Below are 23520 nucleotides of genomic sequence, written 5' to 3' on the forward strand. Positions count from 1 at the left end.
CCCAACCTAGCGCGGCGCCCTGCGTAGCCTGGGTTTTCGTCCTGCCTTTCTCTTCCCTTGCCTTCCGCATGGCTTCCTTCGATATCGTAAGCAAAGTAGACCCGCAAGTCCTGGAAAACGCGGTGAATACAGCCAAAAAAGAACTCCAAACCCGCTACGACCTGCGCGACACCAAGGGCGGCATCGAGCTGGACAAGAAAGCCAACCTGATTACGCTCAGCTCCGAAAACTCCATGCGTATTAAGTCGCTGGAAGACATCTTGCTGGCGCGGGCCGTCAAGCAGGGCATCGACGGCACCGCCCTCGACTTCACGGCCGAGGAGCAGGCCAGCGGCGCCCTGGTCAAGAAAGTGGTGAAAGTAAAAGCCGGGGTAGACAAGGAAGTGGGCCGCAAAATCATTAAGGCCATCAAGGACGGCAAGCTCAAGGTAGAAGCCCAGATGCAGGACGACCAGGTGCGCGTGTCGGCTAAGAAGATAGACGACCTGCAAGCCACCATTGCCCTGCTCCGCCGCACCGACGTTGGCCAGCCCCTGCAATTCGTTAACATGAAAAGCTAAGGCGCAGTGTGCGCGAATGTGGAAATGCGAGAAAGGCGCCTAGTTGTTGTGGCAGGTCCTTTTTCGCACTCATTTTATTCCTAGCACAGTCTTCTCATTTCAACATCTCTCACATTCTCCCGGATGGACTTCGACCTCTCTGTTTTTTCCAACCCCCAGACCTGGGTGAGCCTGCTCACGCTCACGTTCATGGAAATCGTGCTGGGTATCGACAATATTATCTTTATCTCTATCATCGTCAACCGCCTGCCAGCCGAGCAGCAGCCCCGCGGCCGCAGCATTGGGCTGATACTGGCGCTGCTGTTCCGCATTGGGCTGCTGCTGAGCATTTCCTGGATCGTGAGCCTGAAGCAGCCGCTGTTTACGGTGCCCGTGCCCTGGATAGAGGGCGGCTGGGGCGTGTCGGGCCGCGACTTGATTCTGCTGGCCGGCGGCTTGTTCCTGATTGGCAAGAGCACCACCGAAATCCACACCAAGCTGCAGGGCGAGGAGGAAGATGAGCACAATACCGGGGGCCGGGCCACTATGCAGAGCGTGGTCTTTCAAATCATCCTCATCGACATCGTGTTCAGCTTCGACTCTATCCTGACGGCTGTGGGCCTTGTTGATAACGTGATGATTATGATTCTGGCCGTCATCTTATCCATGGGCGTGATGCTGGCCTTTTCGGGTGTGGTGGCCAACTTCGTCAACCGCAACCCCACTATCAAAATGCTGGCCCTGTCCTTCCTGATTATGATTGGGGTGATGCTAGTGATGGAGGCCTTCCACAAGGAGATTGAGAAGGGCTACATCTACTTCGCTATGTTCTTCTCGCTGATTGTCGAGCTGCTCAACATGCGTCTGCGCAAAAAAGCCGAACCTATTCAGCTGCGCGAGTCGCGCTACGACTAAGCACCAGGTAACCTACCCGGACAATAAAAATGCCCGCTGCTTCGGCAGTGGGCGTTTTTGTTGGCCGGGTAACCGGCGCTTCAGGCGTCCGATGCGGCCAGCAGTGCCGCTACGGCAGAGGCTTGGTCTTGCACGCGGCGCACGGCCAGCTCCAGCAGGCGGCGGTTTACCTCGGCCCGCTGGCTGCGGTAGAAACGCATTTCGGCTGCGGTGAACAGGCCCGTTACCAGTCCTACAATGGTGTAGCGCAGCTTCACGTTGCGGGTGAGCAATTCGGCCAGCAGGCGCTGCTGTTCAGCGGGCCCGGCCACTTGGAAAGGCACGTGGTGGTCGAGCAGAAAATCGGCAGTAACGGCCAGCAGCCGCGGATTCTGGAGCTTGAGCAGGGGGCGCAGCGTGCGGTGCAGAAAGTCGGCGGTGGTGGCGGCAGGTTCCGCGGGCAGCTCAGCCGCCACGGGTGGGCGCAAGGCCAGCAGGGCCGCGTCAAGAGCCGCAGGAGCAGAAGAATCAGCAGTAGACATACGCCAGCAACAACGCAGACGCACCGAAGGTTAGGGGCTATGGCAGCTACCGTAGCAGCAGGCTGCATTGCATTTTGCTCGTGAGATAGAGCGCCACTACTACCCGCTACACAGCACCGCCCGCATGGCCGAAGCCAAGCGGGCGGTGGGGTAAGAGAAGAAGCGCGTTGCTACTACTGCACTACAACCTTTTTGGTGATAGTACCCTCCGAGGTAGTCAGGCGCACTACATACACGCCCGCCGATACATCGTTCAGGGGCAGCTGCACACCTTCCCGTTGCAGTTTGGCGGCCGTCACTTCGCGGGTGCGCAGCGTCTGGCCCAGTAAGGATACCAGCTCAACTTGCACCGGCGCCTTGCTGCTTACCTGCGTGCGGATGGTGAGCTGGTGGTGGGCCGGGTTGGGGTACAGCTCTAGCAGCTCCTCGCTCAGCTTTTTCTGGGTGCTGAGCACGCGGGGCAGGTCGGTGGCCGCTACCTGGTCGGTGAGGCTGTTGCTGCTGCCCTGCCGGGCGCTGAAGCCCATACCCCGCCGCGCAAACACACGCCAGATGATAGCGGAGTTAGCAGCATTATTGGTGATGGAGTCAGCCTTCAGGATGGCGTCGCGGCCATCAATAAAGCCGGGGTTACAGGGCTGCAGCTTCAGGCCGTCGATGACGAGTTGCAGGGCAATGTTGTTGCCGCCGGTTTTGGCGCGCAGGTCCTCGTTGTAGCCATACTTCTCAATCAGCGCCCAGTTCAGGTCCCATAGCGCGCTGGCCCAGATGTAGCCGATGGCGTGTACCCGCGGTCTGTTATCTGCGTCAAGATTAAAGTTTACACCTCCTATCGTCTTGCCTACCCAGTCGTAGGTGGAGGGGTTGATGCTAACATCAGTGCTGTAACGCGTAGGCCGAATGCCGCCGCCCGTAGTAGGCTCAAAGGAAGCGTACGTGCCAATGCCGCGGCCCGTTGTGCCTTTGTCGCCAGGCCTAGTTGTTATCCACAGCCCGAAAAAGTCGCTCCAACCTTCGCCCATTTGCTCGGCGCTGCGCAAGCATGAAGCGTTGGAGGCCCCCCCGGCTAGGCGGGTTGAGATACCGTGGCCGTACTCGTGGGCGACAATGCCGTTATCGAAGTCGCCGTCCCGGTAATATGTAATGGTTTCCGTCAACGTCACCGACACTTGATTGCCAGCCTGCAGCGCCGCTTTGATACGGTTGCCATCAGCTTGTGAAATCATAACGCCTGGAATACGAACCCCTGCTGTGTCGGTTATTACACCAAAAGAGAAGGGTGGAGCGGTGGTATTTTGTATAATGATGATAGCACGGGCACCTGCAGCCTGCGCATTTCGCACTTTGGTAATATTAGTGCAATTTCCAAGATCTACTAAAGCGAAGTTTCCTTGTACGTCCGCTGCATTCGAGTAGGCAGCACATCCTGCTTGGGGCGTAGCAGTACCATCGTTTACCAATACCAGATTACCGCTTACCGGGCCGGTTTTTGCTAGTTTGCGCGTGACCGTACCCTCTGTTGCTACCAGCGGGCCAGCCAGGCTGGCCGGCGCCGTAATGCTGGCTTTGGTTTCATTGGCGTCCCACAGGTACATCTGCATGCGAGGCGCAAAGCCGTCGGGCGGGGTACCAAAGTTGGCGTTGTTTAGTCCGCCGCCATCCTGGGCTTCGGCCTGCACGGCGTCGCCGCTGGCGCCTTTGCCCGTGTAGTTGGTAGTCTGGAAGTTGCCAGCGCCCTCCGTGAAACCTTTGCGCGCCATGATGTCGTGCATCAGGTTGTTCCAGTAGAACAGATTGGTGATGGCGGCGTCGAGGTTAGCGCGGGGGTTGGCCGCTATAGTGTTGTCGAAAGGAAAATCAAAGATTTGATTAGGGCCACCCTTGGGTGCATAGCCCACGGTCCAGGGGTTGTTGCCGGTGTTCTTGTTGCTGCGGTCCTCGTAGGCTGTCACGTTGTTGCCGGCGGTGCGCAGGGAGTCGGCGCCGGCCTTGCCGTCTACGTCGTGCCAGCCAAAGGGCGAGGCTACTAGGTCGGCGGGGGCAGTTACCACTTGGCGGGCGCCGTGGGTGGGACTTTCTATCGTAACGGGCCACACGTGGTAGCTATTGGCGGCGGTGGTGCCGCTGGGCCGGGCGGGCGTAGGCGTCGAAGCCGCGGCCAGCGAGGCAATGGGCTGCCGCAGCGGGGCCATGCTGAACTCCTCCTCAATCACGTAGTCGTGCTTGTCGAGCAGCTCGCCGGTGGCCGCGTCTACGCGTACGCTCCAGTAGTTGCGGGCGTGGTGCGGGTACAGCATCACATCCCACACCAGGCGCAGTTCCCCGCTCGGCATGGGCAGGTACATGAGCTTCACCGGAATGCGCTCCAGCGAGATACCGCCATTCGTAAACTCCAGGCCTGCGGCCGGGGTGCCAGCCTTTTGCACGCGCAGGCCGCTAGGGGCCGCCATTGCCAGGGCGCGGGCCGCCGCGCCCACTGCTTGTTCGGCCGTGAGGGCTGGCGTAGCCGGGCGGGCCAGCACGGCGGCGTTGCTCACAAAGCGGCTGTTCAGACCTACTACCCGGCCCGTCGGGGCCAAGTGCACATCGGCCACGCCATTATATACTTCTACTCCTTGGTAGCGCTGGCGCAGGTACACGTGAGTGACGCCACTGTGCTCATCAGTAAAGGAATTGGTGACAACCGGGTCCGATACGTCGGCCGGTTTCAGGCCCAGGGCCTGGGTACGAACTTGCAGGGCCGTCCGGGCCAGATCGGCAGAGGTGGTTTGGGCTGCCAGCAGGCCGGGCAGGGCCAGCAGGCCCGCCGTAAGTAGCGCACGCGAGAGGGGAGCAGGTAAGGGTAATTTCATCTGGGGAAGGAGAAACAGGTGAAATAAGGTGGAAGAAAAAGGATGGAAGGAAATGAACGCGCAAACAGGCCACTTCCAAGAAAATGGCTCACTCAAATGTAAATAGGAAATCCGAAATCTTGTGGATAAGCTATTAGTAAACAGTCAGCTATTTCGTCAAGATTGTCAGGTAATGGCCGTGCCGGGCGTCGTCCAGCCCATTTTGCTCAGAAAATCCCACAGTACTACACCCGCCGCCACGCTTACGTTCAAACTGTGCTTAGTGCCAAACTGCGGTATCTCCACGGCTGCGTCGCAGAGGGCTAGCACCTCGTCATCCACCCCAAACACTTCGTTGCCCATAATCAAGGCGTGGGGCCGGGCCGGGTCGGGCCGGAAGGCGGGCAGGGGCTGGGAAGCGGTGGTTTGCTCCACGGCCACCAGCGCGTAGCCAGCCGCCTTAAGCTGGCGCAGGGCTTCCAGTGTAGTGGCCGCATACTCCCAGGCCACCGACTCCGTAGAGCCCAGGGCGGTTTTGGTGATTTCGCGTTGGGGCGGCCGCCCGGTGATGCCGCAGAGCCATATTTTTTCAATGGCAAAGGCGTCGGCAGTGCGGAAGGCAGCCCCTACGTTGTGCAGGCTGCGCACGTTGTCGAGCACCAGGGTAAGGGGGAGTTTTCGCGTATTTTTGAAGTCTGCCACCGTCAGCCGGTTCAGCTCTTCCATGGAGAGTTTGCGCATGTGGCGGTAGCTTTAGCGTAGCTCCGCGGACCTTCGGTTGCGCCGTCGCCTAATTATAAGAAAGGCTGCGGCGGAGCTAATTCCAGAAACCTGATGTTTAACGGCGCAAGCTACAGCTTACGCCACATTTCCATGCCCAAACTCGCCTCTCCCGACAAAAAGCCCATTCGCACGCATGGCTCCCTGGGGCCCGCGCCCGTGGCCGATACGCCGCTGATGAAGCAGTATTACCAGCTCAAGCAGCAGCACCCCGGCGCCGTGCTTCTGTTTCGGGTGGGCGACTTTTACGAAACCTTCGGGGAGGACGCCGTGACGGCTGCCCGCATCCTCGACATTACCCTGACCAAGCGCGGGGCCGGTACCTCCTCGGAAACGCCCCTGGCTGGCTTCCCCCACCACGCCCTCGACAACTACCTGCCTAAGCTGGTGCGGGCCGGGCAGCGCGTAGCCATCTGCGACCAGCTCGAAGACCCCAAGCTGGCCAAGGGCCTCGTCAAGCGCGGCATCACGGAGCTGGTGACGCCCGGCGTGAGCCTGCACGACAACGTGCTGGAGCGCAAAAGCAACAATTATCTATGTGCCGTGCACTTCGGCAAGCAGGAGGCGGGTATTTCGTTTCTCGACATCAGCACCGGCGAGTTTCTGGTGGCTCAGGGCAGCACCGAGTACTTGGGCAAGCTGCTCCAGAACTTTCAGCCGGCCGAAGTGCTGTTCTGCAAGAAAAGCCGCCGCGAGTTCGAGGAGAGCTTCGGGCCCGACTACTGCCACTTTGCCCTGGATGAGTGGGTGTTCGGCTTCGACTACTGCCACGACACGCTCACCCGCCACTTCAACACCACCTCACTGAAAGGCTACGGCATCGACGGGCTGCGGGAGGGAATCACGGCGGCCGGCTGCATCCTGCACTACCTGGCCGAAACCAAGCATACCGACGTGGGCCACATCGGCAGCGTCGGGCGCCTGGAGGAGGATAAGTACGTGTGGCTCGATAGATTCACCGTTCGTAACCTGGAGCTGGTGCAGGCCCAGCACCCCGGCGGCGTGCCCCTGATTGATATTCTGGACCAAACCGTGACGCCCATGGGTGCCCGCCTGCTGCGTAAGTGGGTGGTGCTGCCCCTCAAGGAGCCCGCCCAGATTCAGCGCCGCCTCGACACGGTGGAAGGCCTGCTGCAAGCCCCCGAGCTGTTGGAAGACCTCTTGCAGCACCTGCGCCAGATTGGGGACCTGGAGCGGCTGATTTCCAAAGTGGCCGTGCGCCGCATCAATCCGCGCGAGCTGCTCCAGCTGGCCCGCGCCTTGGAGGCCATTGGGCCCATCTGGGAGCAGCTGGCCGCCTCCGGCATCCGCGCCCTGCACAAGCTGGCCGACCAGCTCAACCCTTGCGCGGCGCTGCGCGAGGAAATCCAGGCCAAAATCAAGCCCGATGCGCCCATCCTGACCAACCAAGGCGGGGTGCTGCACGATGGCGTGGACCGGGAGCTGGACGAGTTGCGCCAGCTGGCGTTTTCGGGCAAAGACTACCTGTTTCAGCTCCAGCAGCGGGCCATTCAGGAAACCGGTATCGGCTCCCTGAAAGTGGCCTATAATAAAGTGTTTGGTTATTACCTCGAAGTCACCAACGCTCACAAAGACAAGGTGCCGACCACCTGGATTCGGAAGCAGACGCTGGTGAATGCCGAGCGCTACATCACAGAGGAGCTGAAAACCTATGAGGAAAAGATTTTGCACGCCGAGGAGCGGTTGTTCATCATCGAGCAGAAAATCTATTCCGACCTCGTGCTGACTGCCGCCGAGTACGTGGCTCAGATCCAGCAGAACGCCCGCGCCATCGGCGTCACCGACTGCCTGGCCTCCTTCGCCGCCACGGCCCGGCAGCACCGCTACGTCAAGCCCACCGTCGACGACAGCACCGTGCTCGACATTAAGGCTGGCCGCCATCCCGTTATTGAGCGGCAGCTGCCCCCCGGCGAGCAGTACATTCCCAATGACATCTGCCTCAACCAGGACGAGCAGCAGATTGTGGTGATTACCGGTCCCAACATGGCCGGCAAGTCGGCCCTGTTGCGCCAGACGGCCCTGATTGTGCTGCTGGCCCAAATCGGCTCCTTCGTGCCCGCCGACGCCGCCCACGTCGGCGTCATCGACAAGATATTCACCCGCGTCGGCGCCTCCGACAACCTGAGCAAGGGCGAGAGTACCTTCATGGTGGAGATGACCGAAACGGCTTCTATTCTCAACAACTTATCGGACAGAAGTCTGGTGCTCATGGACGAAATCGGGCGCGGCACCAGCACCTACGACGGCATCAGTATTGCCTGGGCCATTGTGGAGCACCTGCACAACTCGCCCAAGGCGCGGGCCAAAACCCTGTTTGCCACCCACTACCACGAGCTAAACCAGCTGGCCGATGACTGCCCGCGGGTGCGCAACTACAACGTGGCCGTGAAAGAAGCCGACGGCCGCATCCTGTTTCTGCGTAAGCTCCAGGAAGGCGGCTCCGAGCACTCCTTTGGTATTCACGTGGCCCGCATGGCCGGCATGCCCACCTCGGTAGTACTACGCGCCAACGAAATCATGCACCACCTGGAGCAGGAACGGACCTCTGCCGGCATCGACCCCGAAACAACCACCGAGTTTGACGAAGTGCTGGCCGGCCTCGACGGCACCGCGGGCGGCAAAGTGGTGGCCTTACATGCCGCGCCCGAGCCGGCGGCACCAGCTCAACGCGGCCCTACACCCCAGCCGGCCGCAGCCGTGCACTCGGCGCCTCGGTCTAGCTTGCAGCTCAGCATGTTTGAGCCCGCCGACCCGGCCCTGGAACGGGTGCGGGAACTGCTCGATAAGCTTGATGTCAACGCCATGACACCCATCGAAGCCCTACTCAAGCTAAATGAGCTGAAGCTGGCCATTGGTAAGTAATGTGGCCTGCATCGGTTGAGAAGTGTTGCTGCTGACCCCCCTGTTAGCGGCACGGCGCACATCAGTCGGGTAAGCTCAACAAAATCAGCGCGTACGCTGCGTAGATACAGATTTTAAATGAAAATTTTTCTCTCTGGAAATCAGGAAAAAAGGCCTGTTGGAAGTATCACCTGCTGATTTTTTTAGCCCTGCCTCTTGACTTCAGACATTCATGTGCTACCTTTGTCACATCAAAACGCCTCCACGGCGTCAAGATCGAAGCAAGCGAGAGTAGCTCAGTTGGTAGAGCGCGACCTTGCCAAGGTCGAGGTCGCGAGTTCGAACCTCGTCTCCCGCTCCAAAAAAGACCCTGCTGTAAGGCGGGGTCTTTTGCTTTACGGCAGTCTTCAAGCCCCCAGTCATTATCGTGTGGCCGCCCGGCGTAAACACCATGCCACCGATGAGCAGTTTCGACAACTGGTAGCCGAATGTCTGTCGGTGGCACAGGTGCTGGGCCGCCTAGGGCTGGTACCGGCCGGCGGTAATTACAAAACCGTGCAGACCCGCATCACGAGGCTGGGCCTGAGTACAGCCCATTTCACGGGTAGCGCCTGGAATGTGGGCGGGCGGTACCGAGCTTTTGGTCGTCGGGCCACATGGGAAAGTATCCTTCAGGAAAATTCAGCTTATACTTCCAGTAATCGGCTGAAAAATCGTTTACTACGCGCTGGTTATAAGCAAGCTGTTTGCGAACAGTGTGGTTTGGCTCAATGGCTGAACAGACCTATTCCCTTGGAGCTTCATCACGTAAACGGCATCAGCAATGACCATCGTTTGGAGAATTTGCAGTTACTTTGCCCCAACTGTCATGCCTTAACACCAAGTTATCGAGGCAGAAACCAAGCCCGCGCCAGAGTGGTGTAACAGGTAGCCACGCGGCACTTAAAATGCCGTTTCCGAAAGGAAGTACGGGTTCGAGTCCCGTCTCTGGTACAAACATTTACAACCGGAAAGCCCGGAAAATGCCTTCTCAGTTAGCAGAAGGGGTTTTCCGGGTTTTTTGCGTTCAGGGCAATCGGTACTCTGCAACGCGAACTATGGACTCTGCAAAGGGAGGTTCGCCACTACCTGAATGACGCTAGGCTGGCTGCGCACGTAGCTCTTACAGTGAATAGAGTGCGTTGGCGCAAATAAGGATTTGGTGTCCAAAGCCGCCGGGTAGCAGCTTCACAACTGGGCCAGCACTTTGCCTGCAAACTCTCGCAGGTGTGGGTTGGGCGAGTGGGTGGCCAGCCGGCGAATGTCATCGGAAAGCTCCGGCCACCGAAGTTGTTGCGCGGCTATCAGGGCTTTTTCCACCACCTCGACGAGGGGCGAGGCTAGGGCCCGTTGCAATAGCCGGGCTGTGCCGGCCTCACTCTGGTGGACTTGCTCCAGCAGGCCCAGGTGCGTTACATACGCAGCGTGGCCCTCCAGGTCTTGCTCTAGCAGGTGCTTGACTTCCCGTAAGGAGGGCGCGCCTATTTCACGGCGCAGCCAGTCTGTTATGAACTTCACTGCTGAGTCAGGCATCTGCTGCAAGGACACGTAGGCCAGGTTGTTCAGGTAATCGTCTACCAGGACCAGGCGGGCACTGCTTTGCTGGTCCAGGAACGTGAACTGCACGAAGTCGCTCAGCACTTCTGTGGCACCCTCATACGTGAGAGACAGTCCGTGAAGCGCCGCCAGACCAGCTAGTTGGGAGACTTTGCGTCCCGTTAGCAGGTCACCCGCGGTTGAATGAAGAACGATGATGTGCTCGTTCATGATGTTCTGGCCGGAAAAGCCCACTGAGTGTTCGGTCTGGACCGCTGCGGCTGCACCCGTGACCCACTTGCAGCTTCCTGATCCTAGCGGAAGCCACTTGCCGCGCGGGCAAAGCTACTGTCGTGGCCTGAATCATCCCTAGATCTAAGCTTAGGATAATCCTGGTTAGCCGCCAGTTCGCAGCGCAGAGGTGTGGCTTCGTTGCACTCTGTAGCATCATAGCCGACGAAACAGTATTTACAAAAAAGCTCAATACGCAACGTACAAAGCTTTTTCTCGGAGGGCGGCACTGGCTTACTCGATCTGTACTTCTTGGCTGGTAGTGGGGCCGATAGTGCGAAGCCGGAGTACGTAGAGCTTGGTGGGCCAGCCGGTGCAGTCGGGCACTGCGGCGGCCTGGGTGCGGGCTGGTACAGCGTGGCCGTGCCGTGAGAGGTGTGCAGGGTAATCAGCCGGACCGTAACTTCCCGAAGTCGGATGGGGAAACACCGGGAGGCTGGAGCCGCTGCCGGAAAAGGCCGATGCGGACCACGAATGAGCCCAATAAAAATTGAACGTAAGACATAGGTAAGGCACCTGAAATAAGAAATCGAATATCCTGACAGAACTACTCTGTAGACAGCAGGAGAGAAGGAGCAAGCTTGGGAAAGCAGGCCCGCAGCCGGCGAAATTCGCGTTGTGGCGACCTGCCCTCGGTGCGTTTTGGCTACCTTTAGATGTGCCTGATTAACTTCTGCTTGCCTTATGATGCCTTTGCAAACGGCTCCCGCCCCCGACTACCAACAGAAAATCAAGCAGGTATTTGCCGAAGTTGGTAAGGTAGTGGTGGGCCAGCAGTACATGGTCAACCGCCTCCTGATTGGCCTGTTCACGGGCGGGCACATCCTGCTGGAAGGCGTGCCGGGTCTGGCCAAGACGCTTACCATCAGTACGTTGTCGAAGGTGCTGGACCTGGACTTTCAGCGCGTGCAGTTCACGCCCGACCTGCTACCTTCTGACTTGGTGGGCACCATGATTTACAACCAGAACCAGTCGGAGTTTGAGGTGAAGAAGGGGCCGATTTTCGCCAACCTCATTCTGGCCGACGAAGTGAACCGCTCCCCGGCCAAGGTGCAGAGTGCCCTGCTGGAAGCCATGCAGGAAAAGCAAGTAACCATTGGTGAAACCACGTACCCGCTGGATTTGCCGTTTCTGGTGCTGGCCACCCAAAACCCGGTGGAGCAAGAAGGCACCTACCCGCTGCCCGAAGCCCAAGTCGACCGGTTTATGATGAAGGTGTACGTCGACTATCTGAAGAAAACCGACGAGCTGGAAGTGATGCGCCGCATGGCCAACCTCAGCTACGTGGGCGAGGTAAGCTCCGTGCTCAGCAAGGAGGACATCTTCGGCATTCGGGGGCTGATCAACCAGGTGCAGATTTCGGAAACACTGGAGAAGTACATCATTGAGCTGGTGTTTGCTACCCGCAAGCCTGCCGAGTACGACCTCACCGAGTTTCAGCAGTACGTGCAGTTTGGGGTGAGTCCGCGGGCCAGCATTGCCCTGCACCGGGCTGCCAAGGCCGTGGCCTTCCTGGATGAGCGTGACTACGTGCTGCCCGAAGACATCAAGGCCGTGGCCGCCGACGTGCTCAACCACCGCATCCTGCTCAACTACGAGGCCGAAGCCGACGGCATCCGCACCCAGGACATGATTGAGGCCATCCTGCGCAAAGTGCCGATTAGCTAAGTAGGGGCGCGTCGCACGCGCCCGGCCGTTGAACGAAAAGACACCAGACGGTAAGTCTCCAAACGGAGCGCCCCGCCAAACTGAGCAGCTTATCGAAGCCCTACTTCGGCCGAACCGGCAACAGCTGCCGCAATGGGGCCAGGTCGGCGGGCCGAGGCAGCAGGGCCCGTACTCCGGCCCCGGTTGCCCGCCGGAAGTGAAAAAACAGAAACCCCGCCGACGCCAGATACGACAAGCTGCTGGCGGCCGCAGCCCCCCGAATGCCCAGGCGCGGAATCAGCAGCCAGCAGGCAGGCACCGTCACGAGCAGGCCGACCAGGGCCGCCAGGTTGTTGATACGGTAATGAGCCCGGCCCGCGAAGTAGCTGCTGCACAGCATCTGCACCGTCACCAGCAGCACGCCCGGCGCCAGCAGCAGCAGCACGGGCCGCGCCGCCGCAAACTCCGGCCCGAACACCCCGCCGAGCACGGCCGGCGGCAGGGCTACCAGCCCCAGTACGGCCGCCCCGGTGCCCAAGAGCGTAAGCCGGGCGGCGGCCAGCTGCGGCCGGCCCTGCCCGGCGTTGTGCACCAGCTCCACGTACTGCACCAGGGCCGTGCTGCGCGGAATCAGCCACACGGCCTCGGCCAGCGCCACCCCCACCGACAGCACCCCCACGGCCTGGGCATCGGCGTAGTGCGCCACGAAGTAGTAGCTCAGGCGGTAGTTAATGAAGGTGAGCAGGTTAGACAAGTGGGCGCCGCGGCTGTGGCGGGCCAGCTCGCGGGCAGTGGCCCGCAGGCGCCGCCAGCGGCGCCTGCGCGGGTCGGGCAGGCGTAGCAGGGCTACACTGCTAGCCAGCAGCGGCAGGCCATAGGCCACGTAAGCGGCCTGAAAATACACGGCCACCGATGCGTGCCCGCCGGTAAATGCCGCGCCGAGCAGCAGGGCCAGCAACCCTACGTGCGTAACCGTCAGGGCATTATACAGCCGCTCCTGCCGGCGCCCCAGCAGCAGAGAAGTATTGATGGAAAACAAAGCCTGGAGCAGAGCCAGGGCCGCCAGGTGCAGCCAGTAGGCGGGAGGCGCGGCCCGCACCTGGGCCAGCAGCCCCGCACCGGCCAGGCACACCAGCGTGGCCCAGCCGTAAGCCGGTAGCAGCAAGTGCCACACGTTGCGGCGCGGGGCCAGGTAAATCAGGGAAGAGCCGCCCAGCAGGCCAATAAACAGCAGCAGCAGCGCACAGTCCGTCACAAACAGGCTCACCGCCCCTCGGCCGGCTGCCCCCAGGTAGCGGGCCGTCAGCCACACCACCCCGAAGTTGAGCAGGGCCGTAGCCAGCCGGGCCGCAAAGTTGTGCAGGATGCGCTGAAGCACGAGGGAGGGGAGAGGCAAGAAGTGAAAAGGCGCTTTATCCAGCAGGCCACAAGGCGGAGTCTGATGGGCGGGCTAGCAGCGAAAATACAAGCTAACGGCCCAGCACCTGCGCGTATACCTCGGCAAACTGCCGGCCCACGGCGGCCGTGCTAAACTGCTGCACCGCCCGTTGCCGCAAGACCTCGGCACTCACCAGCCCAGGATTGTCCAGCAGGGTAGTCAGCGATACGGCCAGCGCCGCTTCGTCGCGCGGCGGCACGAGCAGGCCGCAGCTGCCATCTTCGGGAAGCAGCTCCGGCACGCCTCCCACGCGGGTAGCCACGGCGGGCAGGCCACTGGCCTGCGCTTCGATAAGCACGCAGGGCAAGTTTTCGTAGTTGCTGAACAAGACCAGGCAGGCGGCCCGGCGCATTTCCTCGGCCACCTGAGCCGGCGGCAGCTTGCCCAGGAACGCAACCGTGCCATCCTCCAGTAGCCCCAAGGAAGCAGCCAGCTCCCGCAGCTGCGCTTCGGCTGGTCCGTAGCCGGCCACGCGTAGCCGCACGGTTGGCCGGGAGAGCCGCAGCCGGGCCACTACCCGCAGCAGGCCACTCAGGTTTTTGGCCTGCTCATTGAACGCCGCCACGTGCAGCAGATACCCGGCAGGGCAGCCCGGAGCATCCCGCTCCGCCGGTGCGGCCGGCCGAAACAGGTCCGTGTCCACTACATTAGGTAGCAGCACAGTCCGGCTATTGCGGATGCCCAGGTCCGCCAGTGCCTGCTGCAAGTTGTCCGACACGGTATGCAGGGTAGCCGCGTGCCGCACCACCAGCTGCGTCAGCCTCCGGCGTAGCCGGCCGATGCGGTGGGCATTGGCGGGCAGGTAGCGGGTCCAGTGCTCGGTTACCACGTACGGCAGGCCGCGCGTAAGGCGCAGCCACCCCGCCCACAGGCCCGTGCGCAGCAACACGTGCACGTGTACCAGCTGGGGCGGGCCGCCCCAGTGGCGGTGCAGCCGGCGGTAGCCCTGGTGCATACTTATAGTATAAAGGAGTAGCTTGAGCAGCTTATCCAGCAACGGCAGGCCGGTAAGGCGGGCGCGGTAATAGTAGCGCAGGGTAGGAACGGGGCCGGTTAGCTCGGCTTCACACGTGAGCAGCGGCCGTTGCGGGCCACGGGCTACGGTGGCAAACAGCACAGCCACCTCGGCGTTGGGCGCAATGGCGGCCACGTGCCGGGCCACAAAATCTCCGTCCTGGTCATCGTAGCGGTTGGGGTACCACTTGGGCAGCATCAGGACGCGGGGCCGGTTCACGAGGTGCAAGCTACGGGTTTTGTGGGCTGCTTCATGAGGGCAGTAAGTAATGATTTGGTAATAATTCGGACAGATTCATGTAATACGAGAAGGAGAGCTTTGCCCCATGATTTCAACGCAGACGGCAATGCTTTTCAGACGGGTCTTTTTTCTGATTTTCATGTGCTTAGCTGGCGCACTTGGCGCCGCTCAAGCCCAGACTGGTACCATTAAAGGCACCATTCGAGACGAGAAAACCAAGGAAGCCATCATTGGTGCCAGCGTAGGCATTGAGGGCACCGGCTTAGGTGCCGCCACCGACCTCGACGGCTCTTTCGAGATTGGCAAAGTGCCGGCCGGTACGCACACACTGGTCGTCAACTACGTGTCGTACCAGCGCAAAACCATTCCCAACCTCCAGGTTGATGCCGGCAAGGTCGTCGTCATTAACACGGCCCTCACCGAATCGGCCAACCAGCTCGGCGACGTAGTAGTAACCGCCCAGCGCCTGACTAACACCGAAGTAGCCGTCATCACCGAAGTAAAGAACGCCCAACTGGTAGCAGTGGGCGTTTCTTCTGAACAGATAGTGAAGTCCCAGGACCGCGACGCCGCCCAGATTGCCCGCCGCGTACCCGGCGTATCCATCCAGGATAACCGCTTCGTGCTGGTGCGCGGCCTCACCCAGCGCTACAACGCCGTAATGCTGAACGACGTGCTCACGCCTAGCTCGGAGGTTGATACTCGCGCCTTCGCGTTCGATATGATTCCAAGCAACATCATCGACCGAATGCTGATTTTCAAGTCGGGCTCGGCCGAGCTGCCGGGGGACTTTGCAGGTGGAGTAATTAAAGTATATACCAAGCGGGCACCCCAGGAAAATTTTACTAACGTAAGTTTCGGGGGGGGCTACCGCTTTGGAACCACTTTTAGCGAAGTGCAGAAGTACGAAGGTGGCAAGTATGATTGGCTGGGCTTCGATAGTGGTAAGCGCACTATCCCTGACAACTGGCCTGCCCGGCTTAGCGACAACAGCTTCTCGCCGGAACTACGAGCCGCTTTCGGCCGGCAGTTGCCTAACCGGTGGGACGTTAATACTATCAAGGCCGCGCCTGATGCACGGCTCTCTTTTAATCTAGGACGCCGCTACGACATCGGAGAAAAGCAGTTTGGCATATTGACCAGCCTGAACTATGGCAACTACCACTTGGCCACAAGTCCGCGCCTGACCTCTTATGAGCTTGGGGAAGACCGCAGCCAAGTATCCGTCGCGTACAATGATCAGCTATATAACAATGAGGTGCGCCTGGGTGTAGTACAGAATTTCTGGCTGCGCCTCAACAACCGCAATTCACTGGAGTTTAAAAACCTCTTTAATCAGTTAGGAGCAGCTGAAACGGTAGTTCGTCAGGGCCGGAATATTACGCAGACCAGTAATGATGAGCTAGCCTATTCGCAGCGGTTTGAAAGCCGTAGTATTTATTCTGGTCAGCTGATTGGCAATCATGAACTAGCTAACGACAAAACTAAACTGGACTGGGTGGGTGGATTTGCTTATACCTACCGCACCGAGCCAGACTGGCGCCGGGCCCGTTATACTCGCCCAATCGGCGCTACCAATGGTGATGGTACGCTGGTGCCTTTCGCGCTAGTAACTCCTGCTGAGCCTAATCCCACAGATGCTGGCCGTTTCTTCTCCAAGCTTAACGAGCGGGTCGGCACCGTAGCCCTAAATGCCCAGCACACTTTCCGAGCCGATTCGTCCAATCGTGAAGGAGGCTTCAAAATGAAGGCCGGAGTATATGGCGAACGGAAAGACCGTGACTTCAATGCCCGCTTCTTCGGTTATAACTACATCGGCGGTCCGAACAGCACCGCTCGCACCTTGCCTATCGGACAAATTTTCGCTCCGGAAAACTTAACGGGTCGTCCAGGGGCCTTCTCTTTGGAGGAAGGCACCAACCCTTCTGATGAGTATACCGCTACCAGCACGTTGCTGTCTGGCTATGCAAGTGTTACGCTGCCGGTAGGCAAGTTTACCGGTACAGTAGGTTTCCGTGGAGAGTATATGGACCTTGCTGTTAATGGCATATTGCTAGACCGCAGACCCGGACGAGGAGGCTTTACGCTGTTTAGCCCTCTGCCCTCCGTAAACCTGACCTACGATTTGAATGATCGGATGCTGGTGCGTGCTGCATACTCGTCCACCATCAACCGGCCTGAGTTTCGCGAGCTAGCGCCATTTCGCTACTACGACTTCAACCTTAACGGAGACATTCAAGGCAACCTAAGTCTCCGCACAGCCCGCATCCAGAATCTGGATTTACGTTGGGAACTGTACCCGTCCAGCGGAGAGCTGGTTACTGTTGGTGCTTTCTATAAGCGCTTTACTGATCCAATTGAGAGCTTCCTGAGCTTTACAGCAGGTGGGCCAAGCACCTTGGGCTATGCTTTTATAAATGCACAAGGAGCTACCAGCTACGGCACCGAAATTGAAGTGCGCAAATCATTAAGCTCGCTTACCAGCTCCACCCTATTGCGCCGTCTCTCGCTAGCTGGTAATGCCTCGTTTATTATCAGCCGTGTAGATCTAGGTAACCCGGTACTAGTACCCGACGCAGGTGGAGTAGTAACGCCGATTGATCCGGGTGACACGCAGATTATTAATCGTCCGCTACAAGGGCAGTCGCCTTACCTGATCAATCTGGGAACCTATTACTCCAGTGAGGACAACAGCACCCAGGTTAGCCTGCTGTACAATGTAGTAGGCCCCCGCATTTTCGCTGTCGGCAATAAGCTTAACCCAACAGTATTTGAGGTGCCGCGCAACGTTATGGATATAATCGTAACTAAGCGTTTGGCTAAAAATTGGGAATTGCGTGCTGCTGTGCAGGACGTCTTCAACCAACCCGTACAGCTTGATCAGGATACTGACCGCAACGGCAAACACTCCAGCGGTGACAATACTGTGCGCACCTATCGGCGAGGCTCTTACTCGTCGGTGGGCCTCACTTACACGTGGTAGGTGCTGCCACAACCGTCTCAATAACGTGTAACACGTCACACCTTTTGCCTGCACCTTCCTCAACCCCTATTCCATGAAACGCTTCCCAAAACTGCTGCTTTTGGCTATGCTTGCCGTTACATCGTCGGCTTCTCTGAGTAGTTGCGAAGACAACAACGACAATGCGCCTGACACGAGCAATCAGCCCAGTGGCCCAACCGATCCTACTGGCCGCGTTATCTTGTCAGGTGACATTACCGCCAACCGTACGCTTCGGGCCAACGAGAAGTATTTGCTGCAGGGTTTTGTGCGGGTGAAAGATGGCATCACGCTGACTATTGAACCTGGAACGAAAATCTTTGGCGACCAAGACACGAAAGGTACCCTGGTTGTTGAGCGCGGTGGGAAAATAATAGCTGAGGGCACCCAGACGAATCCTATTGTATTCACATCGGCCAAAGCGCCCGGCAGCCGTAAGTATGGCGACTGGGGCGGAGTGGTACTCGTAGGACGGGCACCTATCAACCAGCCTCTGACTACAGAGATGGAAGGCGGTATTGGAATTGGCTTTGGTGGCACTGTGGCCAACGACAACTCCGGCAGCCTAAAATATGTGCGTATCGAGTTTGCTGGTATTCCGCTTTCAACTCGGGATAATAGCGAAATCAATGGTCTTACCCTGTATGGTGTGGGTTCGGGCACTCAAATTGACTACGTGCAAGTATCCTATAGCGGCGACGATTCTTTTGAATGGTTTGGGGGAACCGTCAACGCCAAGCACTTGGTAGCACACCGCGGCTGGGACGACGACTTTGACACGGACTTCGGCTACACTGGTAAGGTGCAGTATGCAGTTTCGCTGCGCGACCCTGCTTTTGCTGACTTTTCAGCGTCAAACGGCTTTGAGTCCGATAATTTCAACCCTGGCACTCCAGCCACCGGTGACAATGCTGGTTTTCCGCTCACGGCGCCTATATTCAGCAACGTCAGCGTGTTCGTGACCGGTGGTACTCCTCCTACTACTCAAGCATCAGGTAGCGGCGTGTATCAGTCTGCAATGCACATCCGCCGTAACACGGCTATTAGCATCTATAACTCTGTATTTGTTGGTCAGCCTGAAGGCTTACGCATGGATGGCGTAGCCACGTGGGCAAACGTGCAGTCCGGAGCTGTTAATCTGAAGGGTGTTGTTCTAGCTAATAATAACACGCCTTTAGCTGTCCGTAACAACACTGGTAGTGGCAGCTTCACGGCCGACGATTTAACTACTTGGTTTAACGCGGCTGGCAAAAACAACTCTATAATACCTTCCGCTAGCTTGTCTTCATTGGGACTAAATACCGCTTCCTTCAGTTTAACGACTCCTTCTTTCCTACCTCAGACCGGATCATCGCTACTCACCGGTGCTATCTTCGATGGCAAAGCCAGTGATGCTTTCTTTGATAAAGTGACGTTTAAGGGCGCATTCGGAACCGAGAATTGGATGCAGGGCTGGACAAATTTCGATCCGCAGAATACAGCGTATTAAAAATTGTGTGTGTGATATAAAAAGCCGGAGCCACTGCTCCGGCTTTTTTGCTCTCTGGGCACTTCAAGAGACTTGTGAGCAGTGCGGTGAATCGTCGGGCCAGGAGAAGGATTCGGAGTGGAAGCTGTATGTTTATAGTTTATTAAGCTGCTACTTACCTGCGTTTGCTATGCTTCACTCCATGACTGGCTATGGCCTGGCCCAGCGCGAAACCGACCGGTATTCCGCCAGCGTTGAAATCAAGTCGCTGAACTCTAAAACGCTGGACCTGACGCTGCGGCTGCCACGGTTTCTGCAGGACCACGAGCTGGAGATTCGTAACGTAGTGGCCAAGAGCTTGGTGCGGGGCAAGGTCAACCTGAACCTGGACTTTGTTCGGCAGCGCGCCACGGGCTCCCAGGGCTCCATTGTAAACAAAGAGGTGCTGGCAACCGCGTGCCGGGAGTTGCAGGAGTTGACGCAAGTAGTAGGCTTGTCGCTGGAACAGCTGGCGGCTGTGGCCCGCGCCCTACCCGGTGCCCTGCGAATTCCCACTGATGCCCCGGCTAGCATAGCGGACGAAGAGGAAGTGCCGTGGGAAGAACTGCTGCCCGTGTTGCAGGAAGCTCTGGACCGGGTAAATCAGTTTCGCCGCGACGAGGGGCAGGCATTGACCAGTGAAATCCTGGGGTACGTGGACCGAATCCGGATGCTGCTGGCCGAGGTGGAACGCCACGACCCCACGCGCATCGAGCAGGTACGCCAGCGCCTGCTCAGCCACGTGGCCGAACTGGCGGGTACTGAGCAGTTCAGCTCCGGGCGCTTTGAACAAGAGGTACTGTATTATATTGAGAAGCTGGATATTGCTGAGGAAAAGGTCCGGCTAGTCAATCATTTACACTACTTCGCCGAAACTGCCGGGCTGCCCGAGCCAACCGGAAAGAAACTCGCTTTTATCTCCCAGGAAATCGGGCGCGAAATCAATACCATAGGGTCCAAAGCCAACGATTCAATCATCCAGCATCTGGTAGTCGGGATGAAGGAAGAGCTTGAAAAAATTAAAGAACAGATCAACAACATTCTTTGAGCGTCTCCGAAGCTATAAGGCGTCCGTAAAACATGAATTGGACTTTTTCTTGGTATTTTATCATATGCTATTTTCGATATAAAGCTGAGCTTTCTGAAGAACTTGCCGGAGAGACAAGATTTTTTCTCAAAGTATTAAAAATGGCCTTTTGGTGCTTTAAACGGGGTTTTTATAGCTAGTGGAGACCTGTTTGAAGGGTCATCAGGAAATTATTTTCGGGCGGAGTATTGCCACTTTGGTTTTTCTGCGTAAATTGTGTTATCCAAACAGAGTGACTTGTTTACTCTCTAGTCTCAGACCTGCCTTGAAATCCACCTTTTTTCAGTTTATAGCCATGAAAAAAGTCCTACTCGCCGCCCCCATACTTTGCCTGATGCTGTTGCTGATGGCTGCTCGTCCTTTCGCTGAGGTAGAGCTAATCAAAAAGCGTGTGCTAAGCGAACGGGTTGAAATCCTCATCCCCAAAGGCTTTGAAATAATGAGCGAACAGCAAATGGACTTTAACTACGCTAAAGCCCAGAGCCGTCCGAGCGTTATCTACACCAATAACAAGGAAGCCAGCATCTCCTTCGCCTACACCGATAACACGGCTGATCAGGACATGATTGAGATGTACGAGGCGACGTTCTACAAAACCTACACCAAGCAGTTCAAAGAAGCAAAGTGGTTTAACCACGGTGTGAAGGAAGTGAACGGCCGCAAGGTAGGCTACCTGGAGCTGATGAAGCCTGATGTAAACCGTGAGGTGTACACGCTGGTATTCTTCAGCGACGTGGAAGGCAAGCTGCTGATGTGCACCTTCACCTGCGCCGACCGCCAGAAGCCCGAATGGGAAAATGTAGCCAAGCAGATCATGGCTTCCTTTAAAGCCAATGGCTAATCAAACTAGCTGAGCGGGTTTTCCCGCGAGGTATATAATCCCGGAGTTATCTGGCTTGTTCCAGATGATTCCGGGATTATGACTTTCTATGGGTTATGCAGTAGTGAGCCCGATATGCTAGTGTAGGAGTATCGTCGCATTCCAGCAGCTGCTAGTTGGCCGAGTGGGCGCCCAAGCCATTTAAGAACTCGCGCAACAGAGAGTACACCCCGGAAAACGCCGTGAGGGGTAAGGTCTCGGGCCGGTCCTGCACGTCGTGGTAAGCGGAGATGCCGCCGCGGGTATAGACAAAAAAAGCGGGTACGCCGCGCTCCGAAAAAGGGAAATGGTCGGAGTTGGCGGCCCGGCCGCGGGCAGCCACTGAAGGCACGTACCGACCCGTTTCGTTGAGGCGTTGTAGCTGCTGGAAAGCCGCTGGCAGCAGGCGGCCATTCACAACAGTCAGCCCTTCGTCGCCGGTGCCTACTAGGTCCAGGTTAACCAAGAACCGGATCCGGCTCAGGGGCACTGGGGAATGCTCAGTGAAGTATGTGGAGCCAACAAGGCCGGCCTCTTCGCCTCCGCAGGCGAGAAAAACCAGGGAGTAGGCGGGCCGGTTTTCGGGGCGGGCGTAGTGAGCCGCCAGCTCCAGCAGCATGGCCGTACCGCTGGCATTGTCGTTGGCGCCCGGAAAGAAGGTGTGCCGGCCCATACGACCCAAATGGTCGTAGTGCGCCGAGACAACCAAAAAGGAATCGGGCTGAATGCGGCCGGGCAGGAATCCGACTACATTCTGAGATGAATACCGCTCAAGCAGCCGGGCCTGAACCTGCACGCTGGCGTTGGTTGGCCGCGTAGCAGCGGCCAGCAGCGCGGGCTGAGGCAGCGCTTCGAGCCGTACCTGCCGGCTCTGTACCGGGGCCAGGGAGGCAGTGAGCTTGGAAACCAGCGTAATCAGGGCCGCAGCCGAATCGACACGCTGGCGGATGGCAGCCGGGTATTGGGGCAGCTGGCGCGCCGTGCGACTCTGGAGTACCACCAAGCCTGGCTGCGTGGTGAGGCGCAGAAATCGGTGCTGGGCTTCGGCATCCGCTAGCACGGTGCTGTCGAGGTAGACGAGAGGGCCGTGCACGAGGCCGGAGCCGGAGGTAGCAGCCGCAATAAAGTCGAGGCCGGGACGCAACCGGATGGGGCGGGCTCCCGGCGTAGTCAGCTGCAACTGCAACTGGCCAGGGAAGGTGTTGACAGACAGCAGAAACGGCTGCAGAAAATCGGGTGCCAGGGGCTGCAAGCCCAGCTGCCGAAAACGCCGCTGCACATACGCGGCGGCTAGCTGGTCGCCGTGCCGGACGTAGCCGCGCCCATGCAACCGGGGCGCCGTGAGCTGCCGGATAGTAGTTCGGACCCGCGCCATGTCCTGAGCAGCTGCCGCAGGGCCGCCCAGCGCCAGCAGACCCGTAGCCAGCCCCACGGCAAGCGGCTTGCCGATGCTCCGGAGGCCAGTCATTGCCACTGCCGCTTCAGCAGCCACATACCGCCCAGGCCGGCCACGGTCCCCAGCGAGTCGCTGATGACGTCCGACCATTCGCCGTGGCGGCCCAGGGCCATGCTCGTCTGCATAACTTCAATCGAGGCCCCAAATATCAGGCAGAAAACCAGCACCAGGGGCCAGGCCCAACGCCGCCCGGCGGGCCACACCGCTTGCCGCCGCACGGAGAAGATGAGCAGCCCGGCCAGCACCACAAACACAAAGGCATGGGCGGCCGTGTCGAAGGACAGCAGCTCCCAGTGCGGGGTGCGGGGCAGGTGGGCGGTGGGGCTCAGGGTGAGCCACAACACCAGCGCCGCCCACGCCAGCGGCAGGACGGCAAAGGTCCGGCGACGAGACGGAGGCGGCGCGGAAACAGGCACGACCGTAGAAAAAGCGCGAAGTTAGGCGCCCACCAGCTCTCCGTAGGTTTCGGCGGTGAGCAGGGCATCCAGCTCCGAGGGGTTGGCCACCGACATCTTAATCATCCAGCCTTGGCCGTAGGGGTCGGAATTTACCAGCTCGGGGCTGCCATCCAGGGCGCTGTTGATTTCGAGCACGGTACCGGTGATGGGGCTGTACAGGTCCGAAACCGTCTTTACGGCCTCCACGGTACCGAACACTTCGTTTTGGGCCACCTCTTTATCGAGCGTATCAATGTCGACGTACACGATGTCGCCAAGTTCCTTCTGGGCGTGGTCGGTGATGCCGATGTAGGCAACGTCGCCTTCGATGCGGATCCATTCGTGTTCTTTCGTGTACTTCAGACTGGCGGGCAGATTCATGGGTGCGGGTAAGGGTGAGGTGAGGAAGAGCGGCGCCGAAACGCACGACGTCAAAAGTACGAGTTGAAGGGGAGTTTACGTGCGTGCCAGGGCAGGAAGATGCCAACCAGCCTTGACTAGCGGATTGCAGCGGCTCGT

The 23520-nt window shown here is 58.6% G+C and carries 18 protein-coding genes and 2 tRNA genes; 11 read left to right on the forward strand and 9 right to left on the reverse strand.

The features are described 5' to 3' along the window. Positions 1–68: 68 nt before the first annotated feature. Together OIS53_RS17180 and OIS53_RS17185 are read left to right on the forward strand one after the other, a co-directional pair. The gene (locus tag OIS53_RS17180) at positions 69–560 is read left to right on the forward strand and encodes a YajQ family cyclic di-GMP-binding protein (RefSeq protein WP_264679807.1); all 492 of its coding nucleotides are present in this window, start codon (positions 69–71) and stop codon (positions 558–560) included. Between the two features lie 123 nt (positions 561–683). Further along, positions 684–1454 carry a TerC family protein gene (locus OIS53_RS17185; RefSeq protein WP_264679808.1) on the forward strand — a complete coding sequence of 257 codons (771 nt, stop codon included), beginning with the start codon at positions 684–686 and terminating at the stop codon, positions 1452–1454. 80 nt (positions 1455–1534) lie between these two features. Here the strand turns inward: OIS53_RS17185 and OIS53_RS17190 are convergent, their stop codons facing one another. From OIS53_RS17190 to OIS53_RS17200, 3 genes are all read right to left on the reverse strand, one after another. Continuing rightward, positions 1535–1975: a hypothetical protein gene (locus OIS53_RS17190; protein WP_264679809.1), complete on the reverse strand. Its 441-nt coding sequence runs from the start codon at positions 1973–1975 to the stop codon at positions 1535–1537. 173 nt (positions 1976–2148) lie between these two features. Continuing rightward, positions 2149–4827, reverse strand: coding sequence for a T9SS-dependent M36 family metallopeptidase (locus OIS53_RS17195; protein ID WP_264679810.1), 2679 nt, complete (start codon positions 4825–4827; stop codon positions 2149–2151). 165 nt (positions 4828–4992) lie between these two features. Next, a complete protein-coding gene (locus OIS53_RS17200; protein ID WP_264679811.1) occupies positions 4993–5547 on the reverse strand; it encodes an RNA methyltransferase in 555 nt (184 codons plus the stop codon). A 216-nt stretch (positions 5548–5763) separates the two neighbouring features. Between OIS53_RS17200 and mutS the strand changes: the two genes are divergently transcribed. The 4 genes from mutS (at position 5764) to OIS53_RS17215 (ending at position 9441) form a co-directional block, all read left to right on the forward strand. Then, complete coding sequence (gene mutS / locus OIS53_RS17205; RefSeq protein WP_264682386.1) at positions 5764–8469, forward strand: DNA mismatch repair protein MutS; 2706 nt, start codon at positions 5764–5766, stop codon at positions 8467–8469. Between the two features lie 264 nt (positions 8470–8733). After that, positions 8734–8809, forward strand: a tRNA-Gly gene (locus OIS53_RS17210). Between the two features lie 257 nt (positions 8810–9066). Then, on the forward strand, positions 9067–9372 hold the full coding sequence (locus OIS53_RS20530; protein ID WP_413775199.1) for an HNH endonuclease: 306 nt from the start codon (positions 9067–9069) through the stop codon (positions 9370–9372). Further along, positions 9358–9441, forward strand: a tRNA-Leu gene (locus OIS53_RS17215). Before OIS53_RS20530 ends, OIS53_RS17215 begins: the two co-directional genes overlap by 15 nt. Before the next feature lie 234 nt (positions 9442–9675). Here the strand turns inward: OIS53_RS17215 and OIS53_RS17220 are convergent. After that, entirely contained in the window at positions 9676–10254 is a 579-nt protein-coding gene (locus OIS53_RS17220; protein ID WP_264679812.1) for a hypothetical protein, read from the reverse strand. A 744-nt stretch (positions 10255–10998) separates the two neighbouring features. On the opposite strand from OIS53_RS17220, the gene OIS53_RS17225 reads away from it, so the two are divergent. Next, on the forward strand, positions 10999–11982 hold the full coding sequence (locus OIS53_RS17225; RefSeq protein ID WP_264679813.1) for an AAA family ATPase: 984 nt from the start codon (positions 10999–11001) through the stop codon (positions 11980–11982). A gap of 100 nt (positions 11983–12082) precedes the next feature. Here OIS53_RS17225 and OIS53_RS17230 read toward each other — a convergent pair whose 3' ends face one another. Further along, on the reverse strand, positions 12083–13357 hold the full coding sequence (locus OIS53_RS17230; protein WP_264679814.1) for a lipopolysaccharide biosynthesis protein: 1275 nt from the start codon (positions 13355–13357) through the stop codon (positions 12083–12085). 73 nt (positions 13358–13430) lie between these two features. Beyond that, positions 13431–14633: a glycosyltransferase gene (locus OIS53_RS17235; RefSeq protein WP_264679815.1), complete on the reverse strand. Its 1203-nt coding sequence runs from the start codon at positions 14631–14633 to the stop codon at positions 13431–13433. 106 nt (positions 14634–14739) lie between these two features. Between OIS53_RS17235 and OIS53_RS17240 the strand changes: the two genes are divergently transcribed. From OIS53_RS17240 to OIS53_RS17255, 4 genes are all read left to right on the forward strand, one after another. Next, a complete protein-coding gene (locus OIS53_RS17240) occupies positions 14740–17637 on the forward strand; it encodes a TonB-dependent receptor (protein ID WP_264679816.1) in 2898 nt (965 codons plus the stop codon). Positions 17638–17710: 73 nt separating this feature from the next. Next, positions 17711–19144 carry a cell shape-determining protein MreB gene (locus OIS53_RS17245; RefSeq protein ID WP_264679817.1) on the forward strand — a complete coding sequence of 478 codons (1434 nt, stop codon included), beginning with the start codon at positions 17711–17713 and terminating at the stop codon, positions 19142–19144. A gap of 169 nt (positions 19145–19313) precedes the next feature. Continuing rightward, complete coding sequence (locus tag OIS53_RS17250; RefSeq protein WP_264679818.1) at positions 19314–20210, forward strand: YicC/YloC family endoribonuclease; 897 nt, start codon at positions 19314–19316, stop codon at positions 20208–20210. 334 nt (positions 20211–20544) lie between these two features. Further along, complete coding sequence (locus OIS53_RS17255) at positions 20545–21090, forward strand: hypothetical protein (RefSeq protein WP_264679819.1); 546 nt, start codon at positions 20545–20547, stop codon at positions 21088–21090. Positions 21091–21241: 151 nt separating this feature from the next. Here OIS53_RS17255 and OIS53_RS17260 read toward each other — a convergent pair whose 3' ends face one another. From OIS53_RS17260 to gcvH, 3 genes are read right to left on the reverse strand one after another with little or no spacing between them, the layout of a single operon-like run. Further along, on the reverse strand, positions 21242–22576 hold the full coding sequence (locus tag OIS53_RS17260; RefSeq protein WP_264679820.1) for a M28 family metallopeptidase: 1335 nt from the start codon (positions 22574–22576) through the stop codon (positions 21242–21244). After that, entirely contained in the window at positions 22573–22980 is a 408-nt protein-coding gene (locus tag OIS53_RS17265; RefSeq protein ID WP_264679821.1) for a VanZ family protein, read from the reverse strand. The genes OIS53_RS17260 and OIS53_RS17265 overlap by 4 nt, the downstream gene beginning before the upstream one ends. Positions 22981–23001: 21 nt before the next feature. Further along, on the reverse strand, positions 23002–23382 hold the full coding sequence (gcvH, locus tag OIS53_RS17270) for a glycine cleavage system protein GcvH (protein ID WP_264679822.1): 381 nt from the start codon (positions 23380–23382) through the stop codon (positions 23002–23004). Between the last annotated feature and the right edge of the window lie 138 nt (positions 23383–23520).

The sequence above is a fragment of the Hymenobacter sp. YIM 151500-1 genome, assembly GCF_025979885.1.
Lineage (GTDB): Bacteria > Bacteroidota > Bacteroidia > Cytophagales > Hymenobacteraceae > Hymenobacter.